Source organism: Pseudomonas sp. AM4(2022), from assembly GCF_036346515.1.
GTDB lineage: Bacteria > Pseudomonadota > Gammaproteobacteria > Pseudomonadales > Pseudomonadaceae > Aquipseudomonas > Aquipseudomonas paracarnis.
The window spans coordinates 80,226-93,959 of sequence record NZ_JAOTNW010000009.1; the positions used below are offsets into that span (position 1 = coordinate 80,226).

Below are 13,734 nucleotides of genomic sequence, written 5' to 3' on the forward strand. Positions count from 1 at the left end.
GCGCTTTGCACGGGCGTCGGCAGGCCGTTCGTCAATCCCGCTGAGAACGGCCCGGACAAGGGTTTCCAGCAGGCACTAGATATCCAGCATGGCCAGCACTTCCTTGGGATAACGCAGGCCTGCGGTTGCATCGGCAGGGAAGATTGCATCCAGCGCAGCCAGTTCGTCCGCGCTGAGAGAAATCGACAGCGCCTCCACATTCTCTTGCAGATAGGTACGCCGCTTGGTGCCGGGAATCGGGATGATGTAATCGCCCTGGGCCAATACCCAGGCCAGCGCCAGTTGCCCGGCGGTGACACCTTTGTCTGCCGCCAGGGTCTTGACCTGTTCTACCAGCCGCAGGTTTTTCGCAAAGTTTTCACCCTGAAAGCGCGGGCTGAAGCGTCGGTAATCATCGGCGCCGAAATCATCCGGGCTCTTCAAGGCGCCGGTGAGAAAGCCTCGGCCCAGCGGGCTGTAAGGCACAAACGCGATGCCCAGGCGCTGGCAGGCAGCGAGGCAGCCATTGTCTTGCTGGTCGCGGCTCCACAGCGAATATTCGCTTTGCAGGGCGCTGATGGGATGGACCTTATGCGCCCGCTCCAGGGTAGGGGCAGATGCCTCGCTCAGGCCCAGATAGCGCACTTTGCCCTGTTTCACCAGGTCGGCCATGGCGCCGACGGTTTCTTCGATGGCCACGTCGGGGTCGATACGGTGCTGGTAGTACAGGTCCAGCGTATCCACCCCCAGGCGTTGCAAGGTGCCGTCGATGGCATTGCGGATATAGTCGGGCCGGCCATTTACCCCGCGTACTACTGGGTTGGCAGGGTCGCGCACGATCCCGAATTTGCTGGCCAGGAAGACCTGGTCACGCCTGCCGACAATGGCCTTGCCGATCAATTGCTCATTGGTGTGCGGGCCGTACATGTCAGCGGTATCGAGAAAGTTGACGCCCAGCTCCAGGGCGCGGTGCAAGGTTGCGGTGGCTTCGGTGGTATCGGTGCCGGGCGTGTAGAAATCGGTCATGCCCATGCAACCAAGGCCAATGGCAGACACATGCGGGCCGTTTTTACCGAGTTGTCGAGTGCGCATAGGGAAACTCCTTGTGATGAGGGGCCATTGTTACCCTTGAAAAAATGCAGATAAACCCGCTAAAAGTGCTATCACCGTTCGTGATTTCTAAACAATCCTCACAGGAGCATTCTCTTGGATCGTTTTAACGCCATGCGCGTTTTCACTCGGATTGTCGAGTTGGGCGGGTTTGCCAAGGCCGCCGACAGCCTGCAATTGCCACGCGCCTCCGTGACAATTCTGATCAAGCAACTGGAGGCCCATCTCGGCGTGCAACTGCTGCAGCGCACCACGCGCCACGTCAGCCCGACCCTGGATGGCACGGCGTACTACCAACGTTGCGTGCAATTGCTGACCGACCTGGAGGAAACCGAGGCGGTGTTCTCCACGCGGCGCCAGAACCCCCGGGGCACATTGAGCATCGATATGCCCTCAGGCATTGGGAGCTTGATTGTGATTCCGGCTTTGCCAACGTTCACCGCGTTGTACCCACAGATCGAGTTGGAGATCGGCTTCAATGACCGGCCAGTGGATTTGATTCGCGAAGGCGTCGATTGTGTGTTGCGCGGTGGCCCGGCCTTGGACGAATCGCTGGTGGCGCGGCCCTTGGCGATGATGGAACAACTGACCCTGGCCAGCCCCGCGTACCTTGAGCACATGGGCACGCCCACTTGCCTGGAGCAGTTGGCGGGTCACCAAATGATCGAGTATGTTTCCAGTGCCAGCGGTAAACGGTTTGGCCTGGAATTTCTGCTGGGCACTGAGTTGCGCCCGGTCAACCTGCCGAAGGTGGTTGCCGTGAACAGCTCCGCCGGCTACTTCGCTGCGTGCGAAGCCGGCTACGGGCTGATCCAGGCACCTCGTTATCACGCCCTGCGCCAACTGGCCGAGGGCACGCTGGTGCAGGTGCTGCCGGAGGTGGCAGTGCCGAAAATGGCGCTGACTGCGTTATACCCGCCCCATCGGCAGTTGTCGCAGCGGGTGCGGGTGTTTGTCGATTGGCTGGTGCAGTTGTGCGCCCGGCCCGGCACCGGTCTACAAGGCTAGGCTTGCGCCCTGCGATAGGCGCCAGGCTGTTGCCCGGTGACTCTATGAAAGGCTCGGGTAAACGCCGCCACCGACTGATACCCGGCCGCCAGCGAAACCTCGGCCACGGTCTGGTCCGCCTTGAGCAACCCACAGGCGTGGCGCATGCGGATCATCAGCAGTACTTGCCCGGGTGACTGCCCGCACAATTCGCTGAAGCGCTTGAAAAACGCCGAGCGCGACAACCCGGTACAGGCCGCCATGCTTTCCAGGCTCCAGGGCTCGGCCGGGCGGGCGATCAATTGCTCCAGCAAATGCGCAAACGCAGGTGCCCGGCCCAGCGCCGCCAGGCCGCCAAGCTCAGTGTTGTCGAGTACTTGCTGGCGCAATACATACAGGAACAGCAGGTGGCACAGGCGCTCCAGCAGCGCGGAAGAGGGCGCTGGCGTGCGTGCGCATTCGTGCAGGATCAATTCGAACAGGTTGCGTGCAGCCGTCAGCGACGGGTCGCCGGCGCGCAGGATGATCCAGCTGGGCAGGGTGTCTACGATCAGTGTCGACAAGCCGGATTGAAAGTGAAAGAAACCGCAGACTAATCCCACACCGTCGGTGGCCGTGCTGTCGAGGGGCAGCATCGCCCGGCGTGGGCACTCCTGGGCGCCGGCTGCCGTGGGTTGGCCGGACAGGCGAAAGGCAAAGTCACGCAGCAGAAACACCGCGTCACCATTATTCAGGTGTTGTGGCCTTGGATCGCCGTCGATATGCAGCCAGCATTCGCCTTGCACAATCAAATGGAAGCTCGCCTGTGCCAGGCCGTGGGTGCTCGCGTGCCAGTCACCGCAATAGCGGCCGACGTGAAACAAACTGGTGTTGAGTTCGAGGCTATCTAATAACCAATCGACAAGTACATCGGACGAATTCATCTAATGGAAAGACTCAAGAGCAAGTAATCGCTACTTTAGCCTATTGAGCGCTTTTTTTAGAACCAACAGACTGGGGCATTCAAACCCAACAGGAGTCCACTCCATGTCCCGTGTACCGTTGCTCACCCCTGAAACCGCCCCGGAAGCCGCCAAACCCTTCCTGGAAAACGCGCTCAAAGGCTCGGGTTTTATTCCTAACCTGCTGGGGGTGCTGGCCAACGCACCGGCTGCGCTGGAAACCTACATCACCGTCTCCGGCTTGAATGCCAAGGCCGAGCTGAGCCTGGCCGACCGTGAAGTGGTGCAACTGATTGCCGCCACTACCCACGGTTGTGATTTCTGCGTGGCTGGCCACACTGCGGTTGCCCGCAACAAAGCCAAGTTGCCTGAGGCGGTGATCGAGGCCCTGCGCCGCCGGGGTGAGTTGCCTGATGCGCGCTATGAGACACTCGCCGCGTTTACCCGTGAAGTGATCGCCACCCGTGGGGATGTGAGTGATGCGGGCTTTGAGGCGTTCCGCGCCGCCGGCTACACCGACGGCCACGCGCTGGAAGTCATCCTGGGTGTCAGCCTGGCAACCTTGTGCAACTTCGCCAACGTGTTTGCCCGCACCCCGCTGAACCCGGAGCTGGCGCAATACCGTTGGGAAAAACCGGCCAACTGATTTGGCGTTGGCCCACCTGCTGTAAAAGGAGAAACATGAATGCTTGACCCAATCTTGAGCCGTTGGCTCGATGTTCAAGCGCAGGCCCTGGACGTGGGCAGTTGCGATCCACAGGAAGTGCTGCCGCGGCTGGCAGAAGCCAATATTCTGAAAATCGGTGTGCCCACCCAACTGGGCGGCCTGGGCGGTGATGTGGCGGGTGCGGTCGAGGCCATCGCCAATGTGGCCAGCCATTCCCTGGCGGCGGCGTTTGTGTGCTGGGGCCAACGCTCGTTTATCGAGTACTTACTGCAGAGCCCCAATCAGCGCCTGCGCGAGCAACTGATGCCTGACCTGCTCAGCGGCAAGTTGGCCGGCGCCACTGGGCTGTCGAATGCGATGAAGTTCCTGTCGGGTATCGAGACGTTGCAGATCAGCGCCGAGCCCAACGACCACGGTTGGACCCTCAACGGTCGCCTGCATTGGGTGACCAATTTGCGCAAGAACGGCTTTGTCGCTGCGGCGGCCATCGAGCATGCAGGGGGCGGCGCGCCATTTATCCTGGCGATTCCGGATTCGGTGGCCGGGTTGCAGCGCTCCCGCGACCTGGAGCTGCTCGGGCTGCAATCGAGCAACACCGCAGCGCTTGGCCTGGAAGGTGTGGAGCTGAGTCGCGAGTGGTTGTTGCACGAGGATGCGCGCACGTTTTTACCGGCGGTACGCCCGGCGTTTCTGGGCTTGCAGTGCGGCATGTCGATTGGTTTGGCGCGGCGTTCCCTGGCTGAAGTAGCCCACCATTTGGGCGCCAGTCGTACCGTGTTGCGCGACGAGTTGGAAGCCCTGCGCGTGACGCTGGATCATCTGGTTAGCGAGCTTAAAAGCGGGCTGTTGGCCGGGCGCTTTACCGCCGAGCCCATACCGCTGTTCAAGCTGCGTATCGCCCTGGCTGAAACCGCCGCCAGCGCTGTCCAGCTTGAACTGCAAGCCAGCGGGGGCAAGGCTTACCTGACCGCCCACGGCAGCGGCTTTGCCCGGCGCTGGCGCGAGTCGGCCTTTGTGCCGATCGTGACGCCCAGCCTGGTGCAACTGCGCACCGAGCTACACCGCCAGGCCAATCTATGAGCCAGGCGGTATTGACGGCCCAGGGCATTTGCCTGGGGTATGGCAGCGGGCCGGTGTTGCAAGGCTTCGACTTGCACTTGCAACCGGGTGAAGTGGTGTCGATCCTGGGCCCGAGCGGCGTGGGCAAATCCAGCCTGCTGCGGGTGCTGGCCGGCTTGCAGGCGCCTCAGGCTGGCCGCGTGCAGGTTTTGGGCGAGCCGTTGAGCGGCCCGCATCCGCGTGTGGTGGTGGCTTTTCAAGACCCGAGCCTGTTGCCTTGGCTGACCCTGGAAAAAAACGTTGCCTTCGGTCTGGATTTCGCTCGCCAACCGCACTTGAGTGTTGAAGAACGCCACCGTCGTGTTGACCACGCCATTGCAGCGGTAGGGCTGGAACCTGCGCGCCAGCAGTTCCCGGCGCAATTGTCCGGTGGCATGGCCCAGCGCACGGCATTGGCTCGCTGCCTGGCGCGTCAGCCCCAAGTGTTGTTGCTCGACGAGCCCTTCGGCGCGCTGGATGAAGTGACTCGCGCCGATATGCAGCACCTGTTGCTCAAGGTCAATCGTGAGCAAGGCTCGGCGGCCGTCTTGATCACCCACGACATCGACGAAGCGCTGTTATTGTCGGACCGCATCCTGCTACTGGGTAACCGCCCGGCGCGGACGTTGGGCGAGTGGGCTATCGACCTGCCGCACCCTCGGGAAGAGCAGGTCGAGGCCATTGGCGCGCTGCGTATCGAGATTTTGAAAACCTTACGGCAGGCGAGCCGCCCTCAACCCAACCCCCTTGAACAACAGGAGTTTACCCATGTGTCTGGATGACCTGACCCACTCGCGCCGTGACTTTCTCAAACTCTCTGCCGTGCTCAGTGCCGCGGGCGCCTTGCCTCTGTTGAGCAGCCTGCAGGCGCGCGCCGCCAATGAGCCCGACGCGCCGGTCCGCATCGGCTACTTGCCCATCACTGACGCCACGCCACTGCTGGTTGCCCACAACAACGGCCTGTTCGAAGCCGAAGGCATCAAGGCCGAGCGCCCGGTGTTGTTGCGTAGCTGGGCCCAGGTGATCGAGGCGTTTATCTCCGGCCAAGTCAACGTGATACACCTGCTGTCGCCAATGACCGTATGGGCGCGCTACGGCAGTAAGGTGCCGGCCAAAGTGGTGGCGTGGAACCATGTGGGCGGTTCGGGCTTGACCGTATCCCCTGGCATTACCGACGTGAAGCAACTGGGCGGCAAGTCGGTGGCGATTCCGTTCTGGTACTCGATCCATAACGTGGTGGTGCAGCAACTGTTCCGCGACAACGGCCTCACCCCGGTCACTCGCGCCACCGGCAGTTCGATTGCCGCCAATGAGGTCAACCTGATCGTGTTGCCGCCCTCGGACATGCCTCCGGCTTTGGCCAGCAAACGCATCGATGGCTACATCGTCGCCGAGCCGTTCAATGCCTTGGCAGAAAACCTCAAGGTCGGTCGCGTGCAGCGCTTCACGGGTGACGTGTGGCGCAACCACGCGTGCTGTGTGGTATTCATGCACGAACACGATCTGACCAATCGCCCGGAGTGGTCGCAGAAGGTGGTGAACGCCATCGTCAAGGCCCAGGTATGGACCCGCGACAACCGCGAAGAGGCGGTGAAGCTGCTGTCCAAGGATGGCCCGAACCGTTACACGCCCCATGCTGAACCGGTGTTGAGCAAAGTCCTGGCGCCGGCGGCCAGCGACCGCGCCACCTACGTGGCCGACGGCGCGATCCAGCATGCCAACTGGGACGAGCATCGCATCGACTTTCAACCGTACCCGTTCCCCAGCTACACCGAAGAACTGGTGCGGCGCCTGAAGGACACCTTGATCGAAGGCGACAAGAAGTTCCTCGCGGACCTCGACCCAGCCTTCGTAGCCAAGGACCTGGTGGACGACCGTTTCGTGCGCAAGGCGATCGAAGCCGTGGGCGGCATGCAGACCTTCGGTTTGCCGGACGGTTATGAGCGGCACGAGGAGATCGGCGTTTGAACAACAGCAGAATCCCCGGCTGGTGGCTGGGGCTGAGTGGCTTGGCGGGTTTGTTGGTGCTGTGGTGGCTGGGCGTGAAAGTGTTCGGCGAGGCCGATGGCCTGTCGGCGCGCTTTTCCCTGGCGGCCACCGCCAGCAGCTTGTGGGAATTGCTCGGGCGGGCTGAGTTGTACCTACATATCGCCGTGAGCCTGAAGCGTATTTTCGTCGGGCTGTTTATCGCGTTGTTGGTAGGCGTACCCCTCGGGTTGCTGGTGGGCAGTTCGCGTAACCTGGAGGCGGCGACCACGCCGGCGTTCCAGTTTTTGCGGATGATTTCGCCACTATCGTGGATGCCGATCGTGGTGATGCTGATGGGTGTGGGCGACCAGCCTATCTACTTCCTGCTGGCCTTTGCCGCTGTCTGGCCGATCATGCTCAACACCGCAGCGGGCGTGCGTCAGCTCGACCCGCGCTGGTTGCAGTTGAGCAAGAGCTTGAGCGCCACGCGTTGGGAGACATTGCGTCGGGTAATCATTCCTGGCGTCGTCGGACATGTGCTGACCGGCGTGCGCCTGGCCATCGGCATCCTGTGGATCGTGCTGGTGCCCTGCGAAATGCTCGGGGTCAGTGCGGGACTGGGGTATTACATCCTCGACACCCGTGATCGCCTGGCGTATTCGGAGTTGATGGCGATGGTGGTGGTGATCGGGGTGCTGGGGTTTGCGCTGGATGCGTTTGCGCGTTGGTTGCATCGGCGGTGGGTGCATGGGGGGTGAGCACTGAAAGGTCGCCATGTGATGTAAACGGCGTGTCCCGTTGGGGCGTGTTGCCCCAACGGCTAACCTGATACTTATGTTTTTATGTCAATTTGCAAATCACCCACGGTGTCATCGCGGCCGGAGATTCTCTTGGACGTATCGCGCTGCACACCAGCCTTACGCCCCACACTCTGCGCGACATCGGACTTTTGATAGACGCCAATACCGATGCCACCGGTTAACTCAGCGATACCAGGAACACCCTCGGCGGTATTCATATGCGAGCGGCCGACCAAAACGACAGTTTTTCCTCCAAGTTCTTTCTTCATGACTTGCCTGGCACCGTAATAATTGACTTCCTCAAGACGCTGCCGGGACAACGCGGCATAGGCGGGGGAGTCTTTTGGAAGTGTGCTCAGACCCTTGAAATAACCAGGGGTGTCTGAGTGCCGTGTCAGATACACATGCTCCAGCGGCATTAATTCTATTCCCCACTTATCGGCCTCCAGTTGCAACTCTTCAAAGATTTTCTCGCCCCCGGGTCTTTGCCGTACAGAGTTTAGGAACGAGCGGTAGTCTGGCAGGCCGGACGGGTCGAGTGTCACACCTTCCAAGTAGATGGCGGTCACGCCATTTTCTTTGAATGTTTTCATCCCATCGCGCATCGCAATCAGGCTCGCAATTTCATTGTGGTTCTCTCCCAGCACCAGCACATCGGTTTCCTTCAACGCTTTCTCAAACGTTTGGTTGGGCGTTAGGGCATCCTTGATATCGGGAATAGCAGCAGGGGGTGGGGTCTTGCCTTTTGCCGCGTCTTGAAAGTAACCACTTTTCTCCAGCGTGAACTTCTCACGAGTGGCCCGAATTCTATTGGGAGTGAAATGATCAAGGATGAGAGCGCCATTGGTTTTTCGGCTTGTCGCGTATTCGTCGTCGGGCAAGGGGACTCTGGCGACAGGCTTGCTGGGACGGGACGCTCTGCTCAGTGGATTATGACGTACCCCCGTGCGGCTGCCTGTGACACTCAGGTTAGGCGAAGGCGGCATCAGTAGATCGACTGGAGAAAACTCTATGGCCGCTCCATAGGGCTTCTGTGTTGTTGCGTCGTAGGCGTACCATTTACCGTTGTGCTTGACGGCAGAGCCGTGCACCACCTGTTCGCCCACCTTGAGGGTCCCCGTTGCAGCGGCCTCATAGCGGTTTGCGGCGCGGATCAGCGCATCGCGGTTTGCGCTGCCCTTGAGGGAACCCACCGCGCCAGCTAACGCTTCTGCGCCTTCATAAGTGATTTTGCCCGCGCCTTTTAGCAGATCGCCCACGCCGTTCAAGGGGTTCAACTCCTTGAGCAGGGACGGCACCATGACTTTCGTCACCTTGAGTGCCTTGCTCGCCGCCGATGCAGTTGCACCTAGCACTTTACCTAGCTTGGCCGCCAGGCCGATGCCGGCGGTGACCAAACCGAAAATATCCAAGGTGACGTCAGTGATCCCCTCGCCGTAGTTGCCGTCCATGAAATTGACGATTGCGGAACGGAAGGGAATAAGGTTGAGCAAAAACTCTTTGAAGTTCGTCAGCTTTTCATGATTACGCTCAAAGGTCGTGGTCCCCGCAGCGGCTTTTTTGATGGTGGGATTATCCAGGTCCAACGCCTTGAGCACGGAGTCGGCGATATGGTGAGTGCGTGGGTTCAGGAACATATACGGCTGGGGTGCCGTGGAAGGCTGTTCGCGATCCAGCTTGCTTTCCTTCAAATCATCCAGGTCAATCCATGAAAACGGCACAGGGTTGGCCGGGATACTTGCGAGAATCGATTGCCCGCTGTCAACGATCTTGACCTTGTCTCTGTCCGGATAAAATGGCTCTTCCCTGATTATCTCGTTGGAGAACTTGACAGGGGCCGCCGGTGTTTTTCTGTTGCCCCGGCTTCGGATAACGCCGTTTACCGTATCGAACTCATAGGTGGTTGTTTGTCCATTGTTTTGCGCGGTGACCAGTACGGTAGGGTTGGTGTGAAACAAGGTGTCGCCTTCGAAAGGGATCATGCCCACCTTGTAACTTTTTTCTTGAAAATAATTGAGCTTGCCCTGGGTCAAGTTTTTTCTGTCTTCGGGCGGCAGGTTGCCGAGTGCGTTGAGGAGAGCTGTTTTTTTAGCGGTCTTATGATTGTCCAAGGCGGTAGAAAAGGCATCCTCAAACGCTCGTTGAATATTGAATGGCGCACTGTGGGTGAAGGCAATGACCGCATCAAGGTCCACGCCGGTATTTTCTTTCGTGAGTACCCAGCGACCCTCCATGACCAGTTCTTCCATGACGATTTCCACCAGTGAGCGCGGCGCGCTGGGCGTATCGCCATTGTATCTGGAGAACATCTTGAGCTCGAAGTCCATGCCGGGGCCGAATGTCTTCACGAGCAGGTCCAGCGCCATTTGTTTACGGCTTGGAAAACTCCCGCCGATGAGCGATGAGGCTTCTATCAGCTTATCGAGTTGTGCTTTGAACAGCGCCTGGGCTTTTTCCAGGTCGGCTGGCTCATACAGGGCATCGTCTTTCGCTGGAAGAATGTCATTGGCCACGGCCCAATCCAACATCACTGCGGCTTGCGCAGAGGCGGGCACGGCGCCAGCAGTGTCGGCGGTGATCATCACTTCGGCATAAGACAGGGCGGCCACGCGGCCTGGAGTCTTGGCTTCAATGGCGGCTACTGCAATGCAAAGGTTCGCCCACGCGGCGCTGCCGTAAACTACCGAATCAGGAATGTTCTTGACCAGCAATTGCGGCGCCGTGCGTCTGAGTAACAGATGTGCGGCCGCGTCAGCGAGCTCAGGGGATTCGCGCCCCGTGTCAATCAAGTGTTGGCGCAGGCTGTTGGTGATGGTCGAAAGCGGTTTGCCCCAATGACTTTTCTGCGCCAGGTCGAAACCTGCCACATGGTTTCGCACAGGCGCCGTCAACGACTCGGGATCCAGCATCAATTGGATCGCCGCCAGCGCATAGTCGTTTACGCTGGTGTTGGTGGCGATACCATTCATTTTGGTTTGCATGGCTTGGCCTAGAGCCTGGCCATCCTTGGAGCTGATCAGGGTTTCGAGCACCTTGACCGGGTCCGCCAGTGCCTGCTCGGAGAAACTCAGGTTTCTACCCAGATGTTCCAGTACGCCGCGCTTGGGATTCTCCTGCGGTAAGTCGGGATCGCTGCTGGCATGTTCGACGGCGGCCGTGCGCAGCGTGTCTTGTTGGTTGACATCCAAGGGGATCGGCCAGGACAGGCCTCCTGCGAAGTTGCCCATGGGGTGTTGCTGTGCGCGTGCTTTTGCGCTTTGCGCCAAGGCCAGCAAGTCGTCCACGGTTTTGGGCAATGGCAAGCCGTTTTCAAGCAGGAAGGCTTCGAGGCTTACGGACATACCAGGTGTCCGTATATAGGCTTGGTAATGGGCCGAGTCTGGCGCGATATTCATCGGCGTTTTTTTCAGCAGGGCCGACACCTCACGTTCTGTTGGGCTTTGCGGCAAGGCCTGGGCAGACTCGTTGAGTTTTTGCGCCAGGTATCGCCAGTTTTTCTGATCACCCAGGCTTTGATCCAGTGCCTGGCGCGCGTCGAGGCTGTTCGCCCGCTCGTCCAGCCATTGCGCACGCGCCAACAGGGCGCTGTTGCCGTCGAAATGCGGTCCCAGGTCGGCAGCCTCAGGCAGGCCCATCTCAGTCAGTAGATGCCCCCAGGGGTCGACAAGCGTCGGTTCAACGTTGTTCGACTCATACAACGCTTGCAGTGCGTTGCTCACCTGATGCCGCTGGCGCTCCAGCAACTGCGGCACGCCTGTGGCAATGACGTCGCAGGTCACTGGGGAGAGGTCCTGGCTCAAGTGGTTTTTCCAGTCATCCTTCAAGCCGTTTTGAACCTCCACCGGCACACTCTGCAGTAGCTGCGCTGCGGCCTCGGGGTCGTCGTTAATGCGTTGACGCAAGGTCGCAAGTGCCTTGGCCGGGCTGTCGAATGTTTCGTAGCCATCGCGAGGTGTGTAAAGCACCGTCAGCCCTTGCTGTTGGCCAGGAAGTAAGGTTCGGTCTGTCTGTGCGCTATTGAATGGGCGTGTCGCCGACGATCCATCGCTGCTGGTGATCAGGAAGGCCCCTGCCAGCAGGCTGCCCTCTGGGCTTGGCGTATCCAATTTGAGCGGGTAGACACCGGGCCTTTCACCATCCTTCATCGCGCCTTCCCGAGCCTGCAGGGTTGGATACTCAAGCGCCTTGTCGATCAATGATTTGGCGGCGGGCGTTAACGCACCGTCTTCCACGCCCAAGGCGGCCAGGGTGGATAGCATCTCCCGGTGGATACCGAGCAATTCGTTCTGGGGTGACTCGGGGTTGGGTTCGCCTGTGCGTGGCTCGGTCCAGAATCGGGAAAGGCTCAGGGGCAGTTCTTTTTCGATGGTTTGTGCAATCGAAAGGAGGGTGTCGCGAGTGTGCAATTGCTGGCTGCTTTCGCTTGGCGAGGCGCTGGTGTAGAAGCCGACCTCTGTGCTGGCGGTACTGGTCGAGGCCTGGGCGTCGGGAGGTGCCTTGAGCTGGCGCAGTGCATTGAACAGGGCTTCGGTGATGCTCTGCACCGAGATCAATGTGCGTTGGCCGTGTTCATCAGTGTGATAGCGATGCACATACAGTGACGAGGCGTCTACAGGCGGTGTAGTGCCGAAGCTGCGGTTCAATTGCTGCTCGATAACGCTGCTGAGCGTCGGCTGGCGCAGCAGCAGTGCCTGGATGTCTTGGTTGAGTTGTTGGTATTGATTGAGCAACAAACGTTGATCAGTTATTTGAAGGCCCTTGATCAGGTCAGAACGAATCGCGCTGGCCGGCGTGATGGCATCCACGTCTGGAACGGTTGTCGTCTGGGCCGTCCCTGGCATCGGCCGGGTGTGGGAAGGGGGGGCGATTTCATCGCTGGAGACGTTTCGGCGCAGGCGATGGTGGGCGATACCTGAAATCAAGTGAGTTATTCCAATGGCATTGGCCCACGCGTCCTGATGATAATCCGAGGGATGATTCTTCCTTGTTTGGGCCTCGAATAATTGGGGTGAGAGCGTCGGAAGGTTCCGAAGGCGCCCGGGGAATGTTATTAACGAATATGTACCGCGTCGGTGCAGCAACACGAGGAAAGTGAGCTTGCTGCACACGGTGAGCACGCAGGGGCAGGTCGTTAGGGCGGAGTACTGCGAGGGGATCAGCGACGTTCGTAACCTCGGCCGCCATCATCGTGGCGATCATGCCAGCCACCGCCGCGGGGGAAGAAGAAACAACCGCCCAGGCTCAGCATGATCATCAAGGGAACCAGCAGGATGAGTCGTCGAAGCATTTCACAATTCTCCAAGGGGCTTCAAAGGTCTGTCAGGCGTAGGACAAGCCAAATCCGTTCATCGCCTGTAACATAAGACCCCGCCGACGCCGTGCCATCCCCGTAATTGGGTATGTGCTTGGCATGCGCGGCGATACACAGTGGATACATCCTTCAGGTCCAGGAATTCGTCATGACCCAAAAGCAACGCTTGAAATACTCGCTTCTGATTGCCCTGGCTGTACTGGGCGCGATGTTTGGCCTGTCTTATCTGCAGAACACTGGCGTGATCAGCGAGAAAACCTTCCAGTACCTGGCCATCGCGATTGCCGTGGTCGTCGTGGTGATCAACGGCATCATGCGCCGCAAGGTCAAGCCTAACTTCTGACGCGTGTCAGTCAGGCACGACCTTCGAGTACCTTGGCAGCCTCTTCATGGAGGCTGTAGCTCTTGTCGGCGTTCAGGGTGATGACGCCCTCGCTGCATAGACGCTTGAGTACCTCGCGCACGCTGAGAAACGACAACGGAATGCCCAGCTCCAGCAGGTGGCTGTGCACGCCGCGTACCCCGAGGCTGCGCTGGTTGTCGGCAGCGGTGAGGAGGGCGTCGATGACCTTCAGCCGAATCAGGCTGGTGCGCAAACCGAAGCACTTGAGCAAATGGCGGATGCGCTGGTTGCCTTGCTGTTCGGGCGCGTTGCCGAACGCTTGTGTGCTATTGCCATAGTGGGTATCGGTGGCCTTTGAATGTCCATCCGTGGGCACTTGCGGGTTATACATGCAAAAACTCCTTTTCTTTTCAGAGCCTGATCAGGAAAAGATGGTGCTCTTGAGTAATAAGACGAACGAGTGACGCAAATCATGAAACGATGAATGTAGAAAATTTGTCGGTATCAGATTTGTCACCTTTCAAGCGCTG

The 13,734-nt window shown here is 59.4% G+C and carries 12 protein-coding genes; 7 read left to right on the forward strand and 5 right to left on the reverse strand.

Annotation, left to right across the window (positions count from 1 at the left end):
• Nucleotides 1-75 precede the first annotated feature (75 nt).
• Nucleotides 76-1,071, reverse strand: coding sequence for an aldo/keto reductase (locus ODQ19_RS14370; RefSeq protein WP_330210406.1), 996 nt, complete (start codon nucleotides 1,069-1,071; stop codon nucleotides 76-78).
• A gap of 114 nt (nucleotides 1,072-1,185) precedes the next feature.
• Between ODQ19_RS14370 and ODQ19_RS14375 the strand changes: the two genes are divergently transcribed.
• The gene (locus tag ODQ19_RS14375) at nucleotides 1,186-2,097 is read left to right on the forward strand and encodes a LysR family transcriptional regulator (protein WP_330210407.1); all 912 of its coding nucleotides are present in this window, start codon (nucleotides 1,186-1,188) and stop codon (nucleotides 2,095-2,097) included.
• Here ODQ19_RS14375 and ODQ19_RS14380 read toward each other — a convergent pair.
• Entirely contained in the window at nucleotides 2,094-2,999 is a 906-nt protein-coding gene (locus ODQ19_RS14380) for an AraC family transcriptional regulator (protein ID WP_330210408.1), read from the reverse strand. The two genes, ODQ19_RS14375 and ODQ19_RS14380, sit on opposite strands and share 4 nt — an antisense overlap.
• 103 nt (nucleotides 3,000-3,102) lie before the next feature.
• Here ODQ19_RS14380 and ODQ19_RS14385 point away from each other — a divergent pair, with 103 nt between their 5' ends.
• From ODQ19_RS14385 to ODQ19_RS14405, 5 genes are read left to right on the forward strand one after another with little or no spacing between them, the layout of a single operon-like run.
• The gene (locus tag ODQ19_RS14385; protein ID WP_116667423.1) at nucleotides 3,103-3,663 is read left to right on the forward strand and encodes a carboxymuconolactone decarboxylase family protein; all 561 of its coding nucleotides are present in this window, start codon (nucleotides 3,103-3,105) and stop codon (nucleotides 3,661-3,663) included.
• A 39-nt stretch (nucleotides 3,664-3,702) separates the two neighbouring features.
• Nucleotides 3,703-4,764, forward strand: coding sequence for an acyl-CoA dehydrogenase family protein (locus ODQ19_RS14390; protein ID WP_330210409.1), 1,062 nt, complete (start codon nucleotides 3,703-3,705; stop codon nucleotides 4,762-4,764).
• Complete coding sequence (locus ODQ19_RS14395; RefSeq protein ID WP_330210410.1) at nucleotides 4,761-5,564, forward strand: ABC transporter ATP-binding protein; 804 nt, start codon at nucleotides 4,761-4,763, stop codon at nucleotides 5,562-5,564. Before ODQ19_RS14390 ends, ODQ19_RS14395 begins: the two co-directional genes overlap by 4 nt.
• A complete protein-coding gene (locus ODQ19_RS14400; protein ID WP_330210411.1) occupies nucleotides 5,551-6,750 on the forward strand; it encodes an ABC transporter substrate-binding protein in 1,200 nt (399 codons plus the stop codon). The genes ODQ19_RS14395 and ODQ19_RS14400 overlap by 14 nt, the downstream gene beginning before the upstream one ends.
• Complete coding sequence (locus ODQ19_RS14405; RefSeq protein ID WP_330210412.1) at nucleotides 6,747-7,508, forward strand: ABC transporter permease; 762 nt, start codon at nucleotides 6,747-6,749, stop codon at nucleotides 7,506-7,508. The genes ODQ19_RS14400 and ODQ19_RS14405 overlap by 4 nt, the downstream gene beginning before the upstream one ends.
• Nucleotides 7,509-7,582: 74 nt before the next feature.
• Here ODQ19_RS14405 and ODQ19_RS14410 read toward each other — a convergent pair whose 3' ends face one another.
• Together ODQ19_RS14410 and ODQ19_RS14415 are read right to left on the reverse strand one after the other, a co-directional pair.
• Complete coding sequence (locus ODQ19_RS14410) at nucleotides 7,583-12,472, reverse strand: hypothetical protein (protein WP_330210413.1); 4,890 nt, start codon at nucleotides 12,470-12,472, stop codon at nucleotides 7,583-7,585.
• A gap of 233 nt (nucleotides 12,473-12,705) precedes the next feature.
• On the reverse strand, nucleotides 12,706-12,837 hold the full coding sequence (locus tag ODQ19_RS14415) for a hypothetical protein (RefSeq protein WP_256660483.1): 132 nt from the start codon (nucleotides 12,835-12,837) through the stop codon (nucleotides 12,706-12,708).
• A gap of 172 nt (nucleotides 12,838-13,009) precedes the next feature.
• Between ODQ19_RS14415 and ODQ19_RS14420 the strand changes: the two genes are divergently transcribed.
• Entirely contained in the window at nucleotides 13,010-13,204 is a 195-nt protein-coding gene (locus ODQ19_RS14420) for a hypothetical protein (protein WP_014718591.1), read from the forward strand.
• Nucleotides 13,205-13,214: 10 nt separating this feature from the next.
• Here ODQ19_RS14420 and ODQ19_RS14425 read toward each other — a convergent pair whose 3' ends face one another.
• Nucleotides 13,215-13,595, reverse strand: a complete 381-nt coding sequence (locus ODQ19_RS14425; RefSeq protein WP_330210414.1) for a fe2+ zn2+ uptake regulation protein — start codon at nucleotides 13,593-13,595, stop codon at nucleotides 13,215-13,217.
• Nucleotides 13,596-13,734: the final 139 nt, after the last annotated feature.